Raw genomic sequence first — 17,741 nt, forward strand, 5'->3', positions numbered from 1 at the left:
TACTTTATCCCTGTTTTTTATCTCTTACTAAATTTCTAAAAATTTACATATTAGCAAAATTTTCTTCAATATCCCCATTATTTATTTTCCCCCTTTCTGGCTAACAAAAAAAGTATAACAAATTTTTGTGGTTTAGAATATAAAACTTATGTGTATAAAAAAAATTCACAATAATTTTATAAAAAAAGGACTCAAAATTTCTCTTGAATCCATAAACTTTATTTTATTATTTAAATAATGCACTACCAATTCTAACTAATGTTGCTCCACATTCCATGGCTTCATGATAATCATTTGACATTCCCATTGAAATCTCACTCATTGGAAATTCTGGATACTTGTTTTTCAAGTCATCAAATAATTCTTTAGTTTGTTTAAAATAAACACGTGTTTCTTCATGATTAATATTTGGTGCCATCATCATTAATCCTTTTACTTCTAAATGCGGACATTTTTTTAAATAATCAAATACTTCTTCAATTTCTTCAACTTCAAAACCATGTTTACTTTCTTCTTTAGCAACATTGACCTGCACTAAAATTGGCATCTTTAATTCATGTTTACGAGCCTGCTTTTCAACTTCATCAATTAATGAATAACTTGCAATTGAATGAATTAAAGTAACTTTATCAATAATATATTTTACTTTATTTGTTTGCAAAGTCCCTATAAAATGAAATTCTCCATTACCATGGTAATGTTCATATTTTTCTAAAAAAGCCTGAACACGATTTTCACCAAAATACTTCACACCTAAAGCTTCTAGTTTTTCAATTTCATGATAATCAACATATTTTGTAGCTGCTACTAATTTAGCGCCTTTAACTTGCGCTAATATTTCTTTTACTGCTTCTTCATTTACTATCATTTATATCCCTCCATAGACAATATTTCCATCAATAATAGTTGCAAGAACTTTAATATCCTTTATTTTATTTACGTCTACTGATAGTATATCATTTTCTAGAATAACTAGATCACAAAATTTTCCAATTTCTATTGATCCTTTGATATTTTCTTCAAATGAAGCATATGCTCCATCAATAGTAAATGAATCAATTGCTTCCTCTCTAGTTAAAGACTGCTCTTTTAAATATGGTCCAGTCCCATCAATTGATGTTCTTGTTATTGCTAGTTGAATACCTTTTAAGATATCAGGTTTTTCAACCGGACAATCAGAACCATTAGAAATAGTAGTAATTTCTTTCAATGTTTTAAAATTATAAGAAGTTTTAGCAATCTCTGGCTTTACACGTTCATTAACAATATGATTATCATAATCCAAAAAAATACTTTGAATATATGCATGTAGATGCAATTGTTTTATTTTTAACAATTGATCTTGGCGAGTAATTTGACAATGAACAATACCATGACGATGATCTTGACGTGGATGGTTAGCTAAAGCATATTCATAAGCTTCAATTATCCAATCAAGAATTCCATCACCAATTGCATGAATAGCTATTTGCATTTGATTTTTATTTGCAAAATCAAACATTTCTTTAAATTCTTCTTTAGTATATACAGGAATTCCTTGAGTAGTAGGATCATCATAATATGGTTCACTTAAATATGCAGTCCGTCCACCAAGTGAACCATCACCAAGCATTTTTAATGGTCCAATCTTAAACATATTAGTTCCAACTCCAGTATGATATCCAGAATCAACAAATTCTTTTAATGTTACTATATTGGTAAATTGAGCTTGTTCATATACTCGCACTGTTAATTTATTTTCAGCATCTAACTGTTTTAATGCTTCTAGTGCATCATGATAATTATCTGTTGCACTTAAAAAATCATCACTTTGTACAGAAGTTATCCCATAAGAATTTAAACTTTTTTGAGCGATCATAATTGACTCTTTAATATCATCTACAGTTGGTTTGCCTATTGCATTATAGATTAAATTTAATGCATTTTCTTTAAAAATACCAGTTTCTAAATCATAACTGCCCCCTTCAACTTCTTGGTCATGGATATTTGCTAATTCAATTGCTTTACTATTAGCTACTAAAATATGTCCACAAGCTCTTGTAATTACAATTGGGTCTTCTTTACTAATTGAATCTAAATCTTTACGAGTTGGAAATCTTGAAACATCTTTAAAATAATCATGATTCCAGCCCCTCCCAACTAGCCATTTTCCTGGTAATAAATTACGCTGTAATTCTCCAAGAAGATCAGCTAATGAATCAGTATGATTTTCTAATAAAAGATTTCTTAAACTTTGTCCATAATTAACTAAATGCATATGTGAATCATTAAAACCAGGATAGACATATTTTTTCTTTAAATCAATACTATCACCATTATATTTTAATGCTTCATCATCATTACCAATAAAAATAATTTTGCCATGTTTTTCAACAAATGCTGTTGCCTTTTTATGACCATATAAATTTCCATTATAATAAATTTTCATTATAATTACCTCAACTATCTATCTTTTTATCAATATTTATACATGTAATAGAAACCGCATCACAACCATTGATCCATTTGATTCTTCTAATATATAATTGTAACTTAGCCCCTATAGCATCATTATATATTAATTTATTATAAGTTTCCTGGTTTTTGTTCATTTCTTTTAAAGGACAATTTTCGCATTGTTGTTCTTTAGACAAAAATGTTCGATAACAATAATCACCTATTTTAATATTTTTATACATTTTTCTTATTCGATTATTTACATATATCAATCGAAATGTATTTGGATTAATTATATAAATACTGTTTTCTTGAAAATCTAATATGTTTTGCATTATTTGACTATACAAATTTTTTTCCTGTTCCTGATATTTTTTTACAATAAATGTATTAATAATCGCAATAGCAGTTATTAGATTTTCTTTTTCTTCATTAGTAAATTGGTATAATTCATGATATTCTAAACTTATTATCCCAATAATATCATTTTCACTTTTAATTAAACATTGAATAACAGATTTAATCTCAGTGTCTTTATATATTTTTTTTAATACGTTATTATCATTTAAATTTTCTACATCATCAATCCATAAAATACCATTTTGATTAAACAACTCTCCATATTCATTCAATTTATTCGATGATAATAATTCTATTAAATTGTTTCTAATTTTTTCTTCATACTTTAACGTGCTAATAATCTTATATTTTCCATCAATTAAATCTTTTGTAATTATTAAACTTTGTTTCAAATTATAGTGCATCTCTAATAATTCTAAAATAGCATTAATTGTTTTTTGGAGATTTTGTGAGCTATATAGGATTCTAAAAATATAATCCTCTAAATTTTTTATTATTGCATTTCCAGGTTGTTTAACCATTCTTTTTTTATTGTTTACACTTTTAATATGATTAGTTATTGAACCTGTATACAAATATATATCGTTTTTATTTTCGTTTTTCACTTTATATAACGCTTGATCACTATGAAAATATAGTTCTTTAAAATTATGACCATGATTTGGATATAAAGCAATTCCAATTGAAACAGATATATTAATTTTTATATCACTAGCACCATACAGTTTATTCAAACTTTTACAAATACTTTTTGCTTTTTCAATTACAATATGAACATTAGGAATATTTTTCATTAATATTAGATATTCATCACCACCTAACCGCGCAATTAAATCATCAATCCTAAATAATGATTTTAATTTTCTTGATATTTCACAAAGTAAGGCATCACCATATAAATGTCCAAAATTATCATTTATAGCTTTAAAATTATCAATATCTAATATCATAATTGCATGTTTACTATCAGGAGCTTTTTCTATAAGCTGGTTTATTTTAAATTCTATTGCTTTTCGATTATACAATCCAGTTAGTGGATCTAACTCGATCTTTTTTTGCATCACTAAATCTTTTACTTTATTTTCATTAATATCCTTAATATATTCACATGCATATAACTGATCATTAATACAAATCAGAAAAATAGATACTTTTACAAAATGATATTTCTTAGTCTTTTGATTATAAAACCGATATTCGAACTTTAAATAATGTTCGCCATTTTGATACTCTTTCAACAAATTAACTGTACTTAATTCCTTGATGATTCTTTCATAGTCATTTTCATTAACATTATTAGCTAATGAATATACAAAATCACTATAGTCTTTGCCATTTGTTACTGTGATAAAATTATCAATTCCAACATGCTGTTTTAAAATTCTATTATTGTATAAATCAACTTCAATATAGTATAACGAATCTTTGCCTAAAACTTCTCGATATTCTCGTTCTATTTGATATTTTGTTTTCAATTCAACATATTTATTAATATTTTCTACTGCAGCTATAGCTTTAACCGGTTGATTTTGTTGATCAAAAATGGTTGTACAATTTAATCTTACCCACTGAAACTCTCCATCATAATTACGCATTTTTAATTCAATTTGATTATGTGGTTTTCCTTCAGCCATTTCTTGGCACATTTTTTCTACTCTTTTACTATCTTCACTGCTTATAATATCCATTGTTACTAAACTTTCAGGAATATTATAATATATTCTATTATGATCTAAGATTCGTAAAACGGCCTCATCAGGGCAAAATAATGCTTTTATGCTTCTTTCTTTAATATCATATTCCCATAAATATGTATTAGCTTGCTTAAAAGCAATTTGATAAATCTCTTTATCGATAGCCAATTTATTTTTATCTTTTGATAATTCATCAATATTATTAGCAACTAAAAAATATCCTTCTAATTTACCATGATAATTAGATATTTTTAATACTGTAATTTTAATTGTTTTGTCATTATAATTCTCAAATATTTCTAATTTATTTTCATTTAAAAAGTTCCATTTTTTTATTTTAGCGCATATTTCTTTAATAAAATAATTATTTAAATATTTATCAAATGCTTTATTCTTATATAATAGATTATAATTTTCATCAATCACTACAATTACATTATCAATGACATCTAAAAGCGATTTATATTCGTTATTAAATTTTCCCATTAATTCATAAATACTATTTACTTGCAACATACTTCCCTCCATATCCACTATTTTGATCTAATTAAAACATTATTGCATAGAAAGAATATATGAACGATTTTGATGCTTTATGATAAAGGATTTTAATTAATATCCACCTTATATAATTATTATGTATTTTATTTATGATAAAGTTGTTATATTTTATCTATTTTGATTATAATCATAAACTATTAAATTATTCAAGAACTTTATTAATATTTTGTAAAATCTATTTAAAGTCATAAAAAAAGTATGCTAACTAATGTTAACATACTCTTCAGTCATCAATATTTTAATGTATTCTAGTACCATTAGGTAAGTTTTCAACACTGATAACTTCTAACATATCATCATTATCACCAGCTAAGATCATTCCTTGAGATTCTACCCCTCTTAATTTTGCTGGTTTTAAATTTGCAACAACAATTACTTTTTTACCTACAAATTCTTCTGGTTTATATTTATCAGCAATACCACTTACTATTTGTTTTGTTTCTGTTCCAATATTAATTTTAGAAACTAATAATTTATCAGCCTTAGGATGCTTTTTGCATTCTTCAACTGTTCCAACTACTAATTCAATTTTACTAAAATCATCGATTGTAATTAATTCTTTAGCTTCCTCTTTTTTTACTTCTGGCTTTACTTCTTGTAAAGCTTCTACTTTCTTTTGAATTTCTTTTGGATCTAATCTTGCAAATAACATTTCTGGTTTTTCAACAACTTTTGTACCAGGTTGATATAAACCAAATTGATTTAATTCTAATAAATCGCGTTTATCTGTATTAATTTGATCTAAAATTTTATTAGCTGTTGATGGAATAAATGGTATTAAAGCTACTGCTGCAAAACGTATACTTTCAATTAAATTATAAATAACTGTTGCTAAACGATCTTTTTTACTTTCATCTTTAGCAAGAATCCATGGTGTTGTTTCATCAATATATTTATTAGTTCTTCTAAGTAAAGTAAAGATAGCATCTAAAGCATCAGCAGATTTAAATTCATCCATTTTAGCAATTACTTTCTTTGGCATTTGTAATGCAGCTTCTTTTAATTCATCATCAACTGCTTCACTCACATTTGGATTATTAATAATACCATCAAAATATTTATTTGCCATTGCAATAGTTCTATTTACTAAGTTTCCTAAAACATTAGCTAAATCAGAATTAATTCTTTCTACTAATAAATCCCATGTAATACTTCCATCATTATCATATGGAATTTCATTTAATACATAATATCTTACTGCATCTACACCAAAAATATCTACTAAATCATCAGCATAAATTACATTTCCTTTAGATTTAGACATTTTACTTTCACCTTGTAATAACCAAGGATGTCCAAATACTTGTTTTGGTAATGGGATATCTAAAGCCATTAGCATAATTGGCCAATAAATAGTATGGAATCTTACTATATCTTTTCCAATTAAATGTAAATCAGCTGGCCAGTATTTTTTATATAATTCGCCATGATTACCATCTACATCGTATCCTAATCCAGTAATATAATTAGTTAAAGCATCAATCCACACATATACAACATGTTTAGGATCAAAATCAACAGGAATAGACCATTTAAATGATGTTCTAGAAACACATAAGTCTTGTAAACCTGGTTTTAAGAAATTGTTGATCATTTCATTTTTACGAGATGCTGGTTGAATAAATTCTGGATGCTCTTCAATATGTTTCATTAAACGATCTTGATATTTAGATAATTTAAAGAAATATGCTTCTTCTTTTGCATCATGTACTTCACCACCACAATCTGGACATTTACCATCTACTAATTGAGTTTCTGTGAAGAAAGATTCACATGCAGTACAATATTTACCTTCATAATGTCCTAAATAAATATCACCTTGATCATATAATTTTTTGAATATTTTTTGAACTTGTTTAATATGATATTCATCTGTCGTTCTCATGAAACGATCATATGTTGTATCCATTAAATCCCAAATTCTTTTTACTTCTGCTGCTTTTTCATCAACAAATTGTTTTGGTGGAATTCCAGCTTCATTAGCTTTTAATTCTATTTTTTGTCCATGTTCATCAGTACCTGTTTGAAAATAGACATTATATCCTTCTTGTCGTTTAAATCTTGCAATTGCATCAGCTAAAATAATTTCATATGTATTCCCTATATGAGGTTTACCTGAAGTATATGTAATCGCTGTTGTTAAATAATAATCTTTATTATCTTTCATATCCACTTCTCCTTTTCTAAAAATAAAAAACGCCCTTATTAAAAGGACGAAATAATCGCGGTACCACCTTTTTTACACAAAAATGTGTCACTCAATACTTTTAACGCAAGTTAAACGGTTATCTTTAATTATTCGAGATAACAGCTCTGGGCCCATCACTTAAAGCTTAACTCTTAGTTTCCACCAGCCACTAAGTCTCTATTAGCGCTACTTTAACATTTTCCCTTCTTCGCTTTTCCACTCTTAACTTTAACAAACTCTAAGCCTAAAGTCAAATTAATTTTCATCTAATATTGTAGTTCCATAAGAATTATCTATCACACATAACCATTTACCATCTATCAAACGATAAACATAGGTTGCCCTTCTTTCCATACTATATTCACTTTCTTGAGCATTATTTGCATCTAGTAAGGTTTGTGATATAACTAAAACTGTATCACCAGCTTCTAAAAATTCCATTTTCCCTTGAGTTGGAACAATACTATTATCAAAATATTTGGCTATTTTAATAAAAGCTTCTTTAATTTTTTTTTCCACGAGCAATTTTACCTGGTCTAACTACCAAAATTGCATCATCACTATAAAAATCCATCAAATGATCAAAATCTTCATTTTTTATTGCTAAATCTGCTTGTTTAATTAATTCTTTAATTACTTCCATTTATACCACCCCTCAATATTATAACATATTATCAAATATAATGTTTCACGTGAAACATTATATTTGATAATCATCACTTCATTTCATATATTATAAAGCATGAGTATTTGAATTTAGAGTCTATGCAAAAATTACAAGATAATTCTAATTTTTAATAAATTTTATATTTATACTTGTACTTATTTACTATATTGCTTTTGCATATCTAATACCTAATTTATATATACCTAAATTCATCAAGATTATATTATTATAATGATCTAATAACATTTAGTTACCAAATCTAATCCAATATTAGTATCAAAAATATTATTTATTTTAAAATAATATTTTTATTCTTTAAAACTTAATTAATCTATATTATATTTTTCCTATTTTGTAACTACTGGATTATCAAAGTTTACTTTTATAATATTTTTATCAGAAATATTTTCTTTTATCTTTATATTTTAAAATCATATATTTATTAAACAATATCTATATGCTATTTTTTATTATATTCATATCATTCGTATTTTATAATTATGATTTTCTTGCTACTATTATATTTAAAATTATTTTTCATGTTAACTACTTTATTATAATAATGTTATTATATTTAAAATTATCAGTTATATATAATATTTATTATCACTCGTTAAGTCCTCATTTGTTTTATATTTGTAGTTACAGCTTTTTTTATTAATCATGGAGATTTTATTATTGTTTAATTTCTCAATATTTAGAAATAAAATGTTTCACGTGAAACATTTTATTTCTATCATTTATTACCTATTACCATCCCATGGCCGATTTATTTCTAAATAGATCTTTTGCATTTCTAAATCAGTCTGCGCCATTTTATCCGCACATTCTTTTAATCTAATTTTAATATCATTATTTGTTTTTGATTCATTTTTGTAACAAAGTTCGTGTTCCAATGATGCCCAACAATCCATTGCAATTGTTCTAATTTGAATTTCTACTGGAACATTGATTTTGCCATCTTTTTGATAAACAAGTACACTAACAATTAAATGAAAACTGCGATACCCATTATTTTTTGGATACTGAATATAATTACTATGTTTAATTTGTGTAATATCATCTTGATTAACTAGTAATTGAGCTATATATTGAATATCATTTAAATAATTACAAATAACCCTAATACCAGCAATATCATATAATTTTTTAATAGCAGCAACTGTTTGATCAAGTTTCTTTCTTTTTAATTTGCCTTTAATACTTTCTATAGATTTAATTCGATATTGAATACCATGAATTGGACTATGTCTATACTTAAAATTTAATTCTTGATCTATTAATTCCAATTTGGTCTTAATAATCTTAATAGCAGCTTCATATTGTTGCATTAACTCATTAAACTTTTCATTTTCATAACTTATTATTTCCCAATCCATTATATATCACCCATATAATACTTTATTAAAATATTTTAAAAACAATATATATTAATTATGTTTTTTTGTGTTTTATCAATATTTCTATTATCTCAACTTATCTAATATATATTGTTAAACATATAAATAAATTTAAATCTTCTGTCTCTTTGTCTCCTTTTAATATGTATTTCTATATAATAATATTTTCTATTAATTAAATTTAATAGCATTATAAATTTTAATATACTTATTATAAATAATTATTTATTAATAGCTACCTATAATATTTACAGTCTTACTATATTTGATAAAGTATATATCATATGCCTGATTATTCTCCTATATTTTAGTTTTGCAATTTTCCAAGTAGTAATATCGTTTATAAGAGAATATTTTACATTATCATTGTACTAAAGCTTATTTAAAATTTACAGAATATCTGTAAGTTTAATTATAAAAAAATACTCCGCTAATATTAGCGAAGTACTGTTTTTAATTCTTTATACTCACCTAATGTAGATAATGTTACAAATTGATATCCCTTATTAGCTAACTCAGCTAATGCCATTTCCAATCCATCAACTGTAAAGTTATGAATATCATGGATAAGTACTACTGCACCATCATAAGCATTGTTAACAATAGCATCTTTTATTTTATTGGCATCTTTTAACTTCCAATCTAATGTATCCACTGTCCATAAAGCAATTTGCATTCCATTATTTTTGACAACAGTTTTTACATTATCATTATAAGCTCCAAATGGTGGTCTAATTAAACTTGGTTCATCTCCAGTAATACTGAAAATTGCATTTTGTGTATCAACAATTTGTTTATTAACAGCATTTGTATCTAATTTTCTTAAATCAGGATGATCCCAAGAATGACTTGCAATTTCAAAACCATGTTCATATACTGTTTTAACAATATCTGGATATGCTTGAACATTTTTACCTAATTGGAAAAATGTTGCACGACCATTATATTTTTCAAACATCTCAACAACACGAAGTGTATTTGTTTTATGCGGTCCGTCATCTAGAGTAAAAGCAATCATTTTTTTATTTGGATCGATTTTAGGTAATGGTGTCGGAGTTTTAACATCTAACGGGGCATTTGAAGGAATATTTTTATTTGCTAATCTAATTAAATCTTTATTTTCTTCATATTTAATTTCAACTTTTTCCTTCAATTTATCATTAGTATATATAACAACCTTATCCTTTTTTATTTCTAAATTATCATTGTCTTGATTTATATTATCAATACCATTGATATTTGCTAGTGATATTTTGTAATTCTTTCTTAATACATCATTAACTGTTAAAACTTTCTCGTTTTTAGTATCGTAACAAAATAGCTTATTTGACTGTTCTACTAATTTATCATCTTCATTATAGCGATTCATAGAGAGTTTTAAATTGACATACTGTTTATAAACTTGATCTATTGAATAATCCATATAAAGGATATCTTTACTATCCTTATTAGCTTTTTGATCTTTTATATAATCATTCCAATAATCATTGATGATTTTATTCAACTCTTTTATATTGGTTTTTGGATAATACATTGATATAAAGAATTGTTCATTTTCTTTTTGATAATGCTGGACTTCGCCAATTTTTTTATTATTTTCATCATATTGGTAATATTTTTCATAAGGTCCTTCTCTATTGGTAATCCAAAAAACAAATGCTATAATTATTGCAATTATCAGAAATAAAATTGCTAATGATTTTTTCTTAAATCTTAATTTTTTATTTTTTCTATATCTATATTCCATACTTACATCCTTTCCATGAAACTATCATACTTTATTTATTATTTTAAATCAAACGACAAAATATAGAAATACAGAAATTCTTAAATGTTTCACGTGAAACATTTAAGAATTTAATTACTAAAAAATGACGATATTAATCATTTTGACTATGATATAATGCGTATAATTCATTTTTATTAACTTTTCTTAATTTAGATACTTCTTTTATAGCATCTTTAACACTCATTCCTTTATTTACATAATTATCTACCTCTGTAATAAGTATTTCTGGAGATAAATTAACTTCATCATTATCATTATTACCAGAAACAACAATTACCATTTCCCCTTTTAGCTCTGCAGTGATAGAAATGATCTCACTAATTTTCCCTCTTATAATTTCTTCATGTTTTTTTGTAATCTCACGACAAAGTGCAATATGACGATCACCCAAGATATCTTGCATTAACTTCAATGTTTTACTAATTCGATGTGGTGATTCATAAAATACGATTGTTTCTCGATAGTTTTTTAATTTTTCTAATTCTTTTCTTTTTTTCTTATCCTGATGATCTAGGAAGCCATAGAATAAAAATGGCTGTGGTGCAATACCAGAAACTACTAAAGCATCTAAACAAGCATTAGCCCCACTAACAGGAATTACATTAATATTATTTTCAATAGCAGCTTTAACAAGTTCGTATCCTGGATCAGAAATTGCTGGATAACCAGCATCACTAACTAAAGCAATATTATTACCTTCTAATAATAAATTAATTAATTTAGGAATCGATTGGCTTAAATTGTGCTCATGATGAGATATTAATTTAGTTTTAATATTATAATGATTTAATAATTTAATTGTATTTCTAGTATCTTCTGCACCAATATAATCAACTTCATTTAAGATATTAATTGCACGAAATGTAATTTCTTCTAAATTTCCTATTGGAGTGGCAACTAAATATAAAGATGGCGCTTGATTTTCAAAACTTTTTTGTCTATTCATATATTTTTTCTCCAAACATTTTTCTTACTTCATTACTATAAGAACCATCTTCATTATGAGCATATAATGGTGGTTCAATTTTTAGTCCTTTTTTACCTTTATACATTCCTTCAACTAACAAAACATGACTGTCTCGATTAACCTTCGGATAGACAAATCTAATTCTTTTAGGTTCAATATCATATTTTTGCATAACATTTAATATTTCAATCATCCGATCAGGACGATGAACCATAGCAAAACGTCCTTTATTATCTAATAAAAAGGCAGCTGCTTTAATTATACCCTCTAAATCTATTTTTATTTCATGACGAGCTATTGTTAAATATTCATTTTCGTTTAAATTACTTTCTTCATCTACTCTAAAAAATGGTGGGTTACAAACAACTAAACCAACTTTAGGAAAGTTTTTGACAAAATTCGCAATATCGTCATGAACTATTTCTATTTGATCTTCTAGATTATTTAAAGCAATGTTTTTATTAGCTAGTTCAACTGCTTCTTGTTGAATTTCTACTCCAGTAATTTTTCGATTTGTTCTTTTTGATAAAAGTAAAGGTATTGCCGCATTATTGGTTCCAAAATCAACTATATGTTTTACATCTTTATTAATGGTACAAAAATTAGCTAATAAAACAGTATCCAAAGAAAAGTTAAACATGTCTTTCCTTTGGATAATCTTCATGTTCTTATGAGCTAATAAATAGTTAACTACTTCTTGATCAGACATAACTAATTAGGCTTTTGATTAAATTCAATTTCATCTAGATTAACAAAAATTACTGCACCATTATTATCGATTTTAATTAAATCATTAATTATATTCAAACCTAATACTTTTACTTCTTTACCTTCATATTTAACGCGACTACCTATTTTTGGAAAACGTTGTTTCTCTAATGAATAAACATCGTCTTCATATTTTAAACAACACATTAATCGACCACAGGCTCCAGATATTTTATCAATATTTATTGCCAACATCTGATTTTTTGCCATGTTAATTGATACACCATTAAATTCTCCTAATAAGGATGTACAACAAAGTGGTAATCCGCATGTTCCTATTCCTCCAATTATTTTTGCTTTATCACGGGGACCTATCTGTCTTAATTCAATTCGACAACGAAAAACTGTTGCTAACTCTTTTAATAACTCACGAAAATCCACTCTAACATCTGAAGTATACATAAAAATTACTTTTGCTTTATCCAGAGTAAATTCGCAATTGGTTAATTGCATATCGACATCATAACGAGCTACAATATCTCGACAAGTTACCAATGCTTCTTTAGCGTCTTCAAGATTTTTTAGATATGCCTCTACATCTTTTTTTGTTGCTCGACGAGTTATTTTTTTTAATTCTGTATCTAAGTTAAATTCTTCTATTGATTTTAATGATTGTGATATTTCACCTAATTCTACACCACGAGCAGTTTCAACAACTACATAATCGCCTTTTTCTAAATCAATATCAGTAGAAAAGTAATAAACTTTTCCAGCACTTTTGAATTTAACACTTGCTAATTTAAGTTGTTCCATATAATCTCCTTTCTATAAACGATACATCATACTATCCATTAACATTAATAGATTAGCATTGCTTTCTATTGTATAAATAGTTTCTAAAATAATTTCAATTTGTTTTATTAATTTGTTTTCATCTATTTGCAAACTATTAAAGAAATCGTAATGGGCACTGAATACTAAATTTTGATTATGTTTCACGTGAAACATATCTTTCATTGCTAAAACAAGCATATTTAAAAATAATTTAATATCATCACGTTCTTTATAGTTCTTCAATAAATTAGTTTGAACATTAATAATCAAATTCATTCTTTTCGTATACAAATCCTCAATAAAATTAATTACTTCAGTTTGCATATATTCAAATCTTTCATCATATAAATTTTTAGCTTCTTCTTCACTAGCTGATAAATATGTTAAAATTTTAGCAGCCTCTTCAGGAATATTACTTTTAATTAAAGCTTTATATATTACCTCTTTACTATCAGGCTTAATATCAATAACTTGACAACGTGACAATATAGTTGGTAATACCCTACTAATATTATTAGTAGTAAAAATAGCATAAATTCCTGATGTCGGTTCTTCTAACATCTTTAATAATGTATTCATAGCTTCTTTAGTAGCTGATTCAATATTTTCAATAATATAAATTTTTGCTTTACCTTCTAAAGAAGATTTTTTGAAAGTATCTTGGATATATTCAATATCACCTTTTTTTATTGAAGTCTCTTTTCCATCATATCTAATAATATCTCCATACTTATTTTCTAGAACTTTACGACAATCATTACATTTTTCACAAGCTAAAGTTTCGTCACAAATTAATGACATTGCTAAGTAATTTAATGGTACTTTCGTATTATTACCAACTAGTAAAAAAGCATGAGGAATTTTATTTTGAATAAATTCATTTTTTATTAAATTATAGAATTTTGGTTGATTTTCCTGTAAATATTCTTTCATAACTTTTCCTTTATTACAGTTAAAACTTGATCAACGACTTCATCTATTGACTTATTAGCATCAATTTTAGTGATTCGATCAGCAAACTTATTACAAATTTCCATATAACCTTCATAAACCTTTTTATGAAAATCATTTGACTCTAAATCTAAACGATCTCTGCTACGATTTCCTTTATTAATTCTTGCTAACCCAATTTCATATGGTAAATCAAAAAAGATAGTAGCATCTGGCTGAATATCACCAATTGCAAATTGATTCATTTGATAAACTTCATCAATTCCAATTCCTCTAGCCACTCCTTGATATGCTAGAGAACTGTCAACGAAACGATCACAAATTACAATATATCCTTGATTTAATGCTGGCTGTACTTTTTCAATTAAATGTTGGCGTCTAGCTGCTGCATATAATAAAGCTTCCGTACGAGCTTCCATTTTAACATTTTTTTTATCTAAAATAATATTTCTTATTTGTTCAGAAATATCAATTCCACCTGGTTCTCTTGTTAATAAAACTTTGTGTCCTCCATCTTTTAGTTTTTCAACAATAATTTTAGACACTGTTGTCTTACCACTACCATCAGGTCCTTCTAATGTAATAAACTTACCTTTCATTTTTATTTCCTTCCAATTTTTTATAGACTTTCGTTGTATATTATAACATATAGCAATTAAAACGTCATTTTAAATAAATCATTAAAAATATTGATTTAGCCAATATAAATACCCTATTTTCCTCTATTATATTTGGAAATAAATTAATAAAAAAAATTAGCACTCTATACTTGACAGTGCTAAAAAATAGACTATAATAATAGTTGTAAAAAGAAAAGATGATTTATTCATGAAGTAATTTCAAAGAATAAATTTAAAAGGAGATGATTTATATGAAATTACTACCTGGATTTGCAACTTTTGATGATGTTTTTGATAACATGTTTGATGATCCTTTCTTTAGAGGAACTAGAACTACTAATTTAATGAAAACTGATGTTAAAGAAATCGGTGATAACTATCAATTAGAAATGGAAGTTCCTGGCTTTGCTAAGGAAGATATTTCTATTGAATTACATGATGGATATTTAAATATCAGTGCTAAAAAATCTAATGATAACGATGAAAAAGACAATGATGGTAATATCATTCGTCGCGAACGTTATTCAGGATCTTGTTCACGTAGCTTCTATGTTGGTGATGATATCAAACAAGAAGATATTAAAGCAAGTTATAACAATGGTGAGTTGATTATTACATTGCCTAAAGAAGCACCAAAACAAGTAGAAACAAAAAGTAATTTTATTCCAATTGAATAATTTTAGTTAACATTTTCACTATAGTTGATGCTAAAAATAAGAATATTATGATGAAGATGATTTATTCATGAAGTAATTTCGAAAAATAAATTTAAAAGGAGATGATTTATATGAAATTACTACCTGGATTTGCAACTTTTGATGATGTTTTTGATAACATGTTTGATGATCCTTTCTTTAGAGGAACTAGAACTACTAATTTAATGAAAACTGATGTTAAAGAAGTCGGTGATAACTATCAATTAGAAATGGAAGTTCCTGGCTTTGCTAAGGAAGATATTTCTATTGAATTGCATGATGGATATTTAAATATCAGTGCTAAAAAATCTAATGATAACGATCAAAAAGACAATGATGGTAATATCATTCGTCGCGAACGTTATTCAGGATCTTGTTCACGTAGCTTCTATGTTGGTGATGATATCAAACAAGAAGATATTAAAGCAAGTTATAACAATGGTGAGTTGATTATTAAATTGCCTAAAGAAGCACCAAAACAAGTAGAAACAAAAAGTAATTTTATTCCAATTGAATAATTTTAGTTAACATTTTCACTATAGTTGATGCTAAAAATAAGAATATTATGATGAAGATGATTTATTCATGAAGTAATTTCGAAAAATAAATTTAAAAGGAGATGATTTATATGAAATTACTACCTGGATTTGCAACTTTTGATGATGTTTTTGATAACATGTTTGATGATCCTTTCTTTAGAGGAACTAGAACTACTAATTTAATGAAAACTGATGTTAAAGAAATCGGTGATAACTATCAATTAGAAATGGAAGTTCCTGGCTTTGCTAAGGAAGATATTTCTATTGAATTGCATGATGGATATTTAAATATCAGTGCTAAAAAATCTAATGATAACGATCAAAAAGACAATGATGGTAATATCATTCGTCGCGAACGTTATTCAGGATCTTGTTCACGTAGCTTCTATGTTGGTGATGATATCAAACAAGAAGATATTAAAGCAAGTTATAACAATGGTGAATTGATTATTACATTACCTAAAAATGCTCCAAGAGAAATTGATACGAGCAGTAAATATATTCCTATTGATTAAAATCCGGTTTAAAAACCGGATTTTTTCTATATTAGTGAGATAATATAAATAATGATAATTCCAGATAATGGTAATAATGATAAAATAAAAATATTTAAAAAGTTATAACTAAAATAGTTGTTAGTAAAAATATTTATCAAAAATAAAATTATATAAGCTCTAATGATTACATAAATAATTTGTTTCATAAAAAAACACCTCATTAAATTGTATGAGATGTTTATATTTTTTTTCTACCTTCTAATGATTTTAATAATGTTAACTCATCAGCATAATCAATATTACTTCCTATTGGAAGACCATTAGCAATTCTACTAGTATTAATATTTTTCTTGGCTAATAACTTGGCTAAATAAAGAGCTGTTGTCTCTCCATCTCTAGTAGGATTAGTAGCAATAATTACTTCTTTAACATTATCATCTAAGCGATCAAATAGTGAAGCAATATTTAAGTCTTCGATTGTTTTACCTTCCATAATCGATACAGAACCATGTAAAACATGATATAAGCCTCGATATTCTTTTACTTTTTCCATTGCAAAGACATCTTTAGGATCTTCAACTATACAAATAGTAGACTGATCACGATCAGGATCTAAACAAATATCGCAATATTCATTTTCGCATATATGACCACATTTTTTACAATAATGAATTTTATCTTGAATTGTTGCTAAAGCCTCAGCAAATTCATCAACATATTTTTTATCCATAGATAAAATATGATAAACTAATCTTTCAGCACTTTTACCGCCAATTCCAGGCAAACGTTTAAAACAATCTACTAAATCCTGAAATGCTTGTGGATAATTCATAAG

Annotated in this window: 18 protein-coding genes and 1 other annotated feature; of the genes, 3 read left to right on the top strand and 15 right to left on the bottom strand. The window is 26.1% G+C overall.

Translation table 11 applies throughout. From position 1 onward, the window contains the following. Positions 1-226: 226 nt before the first annotated feature. The 13 genes from ABGT36_RS13675 to tmk all read right to left on the bottom strand — a co-directional run bounded on the left by ABGT36_RS13675 (position 227) and on the right by tmk (position 15,154). A complete protein-coding gene (locus ABGT36_RS13675) occupies positions 227-868 on the bottom strand; it encodes a YggS family pyridoxal phosphate-dependent enzyme (protein WP_087303330.1) in 642 nt (213 codons plus the stop codon). Beyond that, positions 869-2,428, bottom strand: coding sequence for an amidohydrolase (locus tag ABGT36_RS13680; protein ID WP_087303328.1), 1,560 nt, complete (start codon positions 2,426-2,428; stop codon positions 869-871). A 10-nt stretch (positions 2,429-2,438) separates the two neighbouring features. Beyond that, complete coding sequence (locus tag ABGT36_RS13685) at positions 2,439-5,006, bottom strand: sensor domain-containing diguanylate cyclase (RefSeq protein WP_346678488.1); 2,568 nt, start codon at positions 5,004-5,006, stop codon at positions 2,439-2,441. Positions 5,007-5,289: 283 nt separating this feature from the next. Next, positions 5,290-7,218, bottom strand: coding sequence for a methionine--tRNA ligase (metG, locus tag ABGT36_RS13690; RefSeq protein ID WP_300077487.1), 1,929 nt, complete (start codon positions 7,216-7,218; stop codon positions 5,290-5,292). Between the two features lie 39 nt (positions 7,219-7,257). After that, positions 7,258-7,457, bottom strand: a binding site (T-box leader). A 37-nt stretch (positions 7,458-7,494) separates the two neighbouring features. After that, positions 7,495-7,758, bottom strand: a complete 264-nt coding sequence (locus ABGT36_RS13695) for a hypothetical protein (RefSeq protein ID WP_346678490.1) — start codon at positions 7,756-7,758, stop codon at positions 7,495-7,497. Beyond that, a complete protein-coding gene (locus ABGT36_RS13700) occupies positions 7,742-7,882 on the bottom strand; it encodes a hypothetical protein (RefSeq protein ID WP_346678492.1) in 141 nt (46 codons plus the stop codon). Before ABGT36_RS13700 ends, ABGT36_RS13695 begins: the two co-directional genes overlap by 17 nt. A gap of 767 nt (positions 7,883-8,649) precedes the next feature. Further along, positions 8,650-9,285, bottom strand: coding sequence for a GTP pyrophosphokinase family protein (locus tag ABGT36_RS13705; protein ID WP_346678494.1), 636 nt, complete (start codon positions 9,283-9,285; stop codon positions 8,650-8,652). Between the two features lie 457 nt (positions 9,286-9,742). After that, positions 9,743-11,053, bottom strand: coding sequence for a polysaccharide deacetylase family protein (locus tag ABGT36_RS13710; protein WP_346678496.1), 1,311 nt, complete (start codon positions 11,051-11,053; stop codon positions 9,743-9,745). 133 nt (positions 11,054-11,186) lie between these two features. Further along, positions 11,187-12,041: a 16S rRNA (cytidine(1402)-2'-O)-methyltransferase gene (rsmI, locus tag ABGT36_RS13715; protein ID WP_346678498.1), complete on the bottom strand. Its 855-nt coding sequence runs from the start codon at positions 12,039-12,041 to the stop codon at positions 11,187-11,189. Further along, positions 12,034-12,771, bottom strand: coding sequence for a tRNA1(Val) (adenine(37)-N6)-methyltransferase (locus ABGT36_RS13720; RefSeq protein ID WP_296883765.1), 738 nt, complete (start codon positions 12,769-12,771; stop codon positions 12,034-12,036). Before ABGT36_RS13720 ends, rsmI begins: the two co-directional genes overlap by 8 nt. A gap of 2 nt (positions 12,772-12,773) precedes the next feature. Continuing rightward, positions 12,774-13,583: a stage 0 sporulation family protein gene (locus ABGT36_RS13725; RefSeq protein ID WP_087370953.1), complete on the bottom strand. Its 810-nt coding sequence runs from the start codon at positions 13,581-13,583 to the stop codon at positions 12,774-12,776. Between the two features lie 12 nt (positions 13,584-13,595). After that, the gene (locus ABGT36_RS13730; RefSeq protein ID WP_296883760.1) at positions 13,596-14,537 is read right to left on the bottom strand and encodes an AAA family ATPase; all 942 of its coding nucleotides are present in this window, start codon (positions 14,535-14,537) and stop codon (positions 13,596-13,598) included. Beyond that, positions 14,534-15,154 carry a dTMP kinase gene (tmk, locus tag ABGT36_RS13735; protein WP_346678501.1) on the bottom strand — a complete coding sequence of 207 codons (621 nt, stop codon included), beginning with the start codon at positions 15,152-15,154 and terminating at the stop codon, positions 14,534-14,536. Before tmk ends, ABGT36_RS13730 begins: the two co-directional genes overlap by 4 nt. A 272-nt stretch (positions 15,155-15,426) precedes the next feature. Between tmk and ABGT36_RS13740 the strand changes: the two genes are divergently transcribed. The 3 genes from ABGT36_RS13740 (at position 15,427) to ABGT36_RS13750 (ending at position 16,924) form a co-directional block, all read left to right on the top strand. After that, a complete protein-coding gene (locus ABGT36_RS13740) occupies positions 15,427-15,852 on the top strand; it encodes an Hsp20/alpha crystallin family protein (protein WP_346678502.1) in 426 nt (141 codons plus the stop codon). 110 nt (positions 15,853-15,962) lie between these two features. Then, positions 15,963-16,388 (top strand): Hsp20/alpha crystallin family protein, encoded by a 426-nt coding sequence (locus tag ABGT36_RS13745; protein WP_346678504.1) that lies wholly within the window; start codon positions 15,963-15,965, stop codon positions 16,386-16,388. 110 nt (positions 16,389-16,498) lie between these two features. Then, complete coding sequence (locus ABGT36_RS13750) at positions 16,499-16,924, top strand: Hsp20/alpha crystallin family protein (protein ID WP_346678506.1); 426 nt, start codon at positions 16,499-16,501, stop codon at positions 16,922-16,924. A gap of 26 nt (positions 16,925-16,950) precedes the next feature. Here the strand turns inward: ABGT36_RS13750 and ABGT36_RS13755 are convergent, their stop codons facing one another. Together ABGT36_RS13755 and recR are read right to left on the bottom strand one after the other, a co-directional pair. Next, a complete protein-coding gene (locus tag ABGT36_RS13755) occupies positions 16,951-17,112 on the bottom strand; it encodes a hypothetical protein (RefSeq protein ID WP_204215169.1) in 162 nt (53 codons plus the stop codon). A gap of 32 nt (positions 17,113-17,144) precedes the next feature. Continuing rightward, a complete protein-coding gene (gene recR / locus ABGT36_RS13760) occupies positions 17,145-17,738 on the bottom strand; it encodes a recombination mediator RecR (RefSeq protein ID WP_087301975.1) in 594 nt (197 codons plus the stop codon). Between the last annotated feature and the right edge of the window lie 3 nt (positions 17,739-17,741).

This window comes from Erysipelatoclostridium sp. An173 (genome assembly GCF_963931465.1).
In the GTDB taxonomy this organism is placed as follows: domain Bacteria; phylum Bacillota_I; class Bacilli_A; order Erysipelotrichales; family Coprobacillaceae; genus Thomasclavelia; species Thomasclavelia merdavium.

Excerpts from the sequence above, each read along its gene's own strand:
- ABGT36_RS13680 (WP_087303328.1), bottom strand. The coding sequence starts at position 2,428 with ATGAAAATTTATTATAATGGAAATTTATATGGTCATAAAAAGGCAACA.
- ABGT36_RS13740 (WP_346678502.1), top strand. The coding sequence starts at position 15,427 with ATGAAATTACTACCTGGATTTGCAACTTTTGATGATGTTTTTGATAAC.
- ABGT36_RS13755 (WP_204215169.1), bottom strand. The coding sequence starts at position 17,112 with ATGAAACAAATTATTTATGTAATCATTAGAGCTTATATAATTTTATTT.
- ABGT36_RS13710 (WP_346678496.1), bottom strand. The coding sequence starts at position 11,053 with ATGGAATATAGATATAGAAAAAATAAAAAATTAAGATTTAAGAAAAAA.
- rsmI (WP_346678498.1), bottom strand. The coding sequence starts at position 12,041 with ATGAATAGACAAAAAAGTTTTGAAAATCAAGCGCCATCTTTATATTTA.
- ABGT36_RS13705 (WP_346678494.1), bottom strand. The coding sequence starts at position 9,285 with ATGGATTGGGAAATAATAAGTTATGAAAATGAAAAGTTTAATGAGTTA.
- ABGT36_RS13730 (WP_296883760.1), bottom strand. The coding sequence starts at position 14,537 with ATGAAAGAATATTTACAGGAAAATCAACCAAAATTCTATAATTTAATA.
- ABGT36_RS13685 (WP_346678488.1), bottom strand. The coding sequence starts at position 5,006 with ATGTTGCAAGTAAATAGTATTTATGAATTAATGGGAAAATTTAATAAC.
- ABGT36_RS13750 (WP_346678506.1), top strand. The coding sequence starts at position 16,499 with ATGAAATTACTACCTGGATTTGCAACTTTTGATGATGTTTTTGATAAC.
- ABGT36_RS13700 (WP_346678492.1), bottom strand. The coding sequence starts at position 7,882 with ATGGAAGTAATTAAAGAATTAATTAAACAAGCAGATTTAGCAATAAAA.
- metG (WP_300077487.1), bottom strand. The coding sequence starts at position 7,218 with ATGAAAGATAATAAAGATTATTATTTAACAACAGCGATTACATATACT.
- ABGT36_RS13675 (WP_087303330.1), bottom strand. The coding sequence starts at position 868 with ATGATAGTAAATGAAGAAGCAGTAAAAGAAATATTAGCGCAAGTTAAA.
- tmk (WP_346678501.1), bottom strand. The coding sequence starts at position 15,154 with ATGAAAGGTAAGTTTATTACATTAGAAGGACCTGATGGTAGTGGTAAG.
- recR (WP_087301975.1), bottom strand. The coding sequence starts at position 17,738 with ATGAATTATCCACAAGCATTTCAGGATTTAGTAGATTGTTTTAAACGT.
- ABGT36_RS13745 (WP_346678504.1), top strand. The coding sequence starts at position 15,963 with ATGAAATTACTACCTGGATTTGCAACTTTTGATGATGTTTTTGATAAC.
- ABGT36_RS13725 (WP_087370953.1), bottom strand. The coding sequence starts at position 13,583 with ATGGAACAACTTAAATTAGCAAGTGTTAAATTCAAAAGTGCTGGAAAA.
- ABGT36_RS13720 (WP_296883765.1), bottom strand. The coding sequence starts at position 12,771 with ATGTCTGATCAAGAAGTAGTTAACTATTTATTAGCTCATAAGAACATG.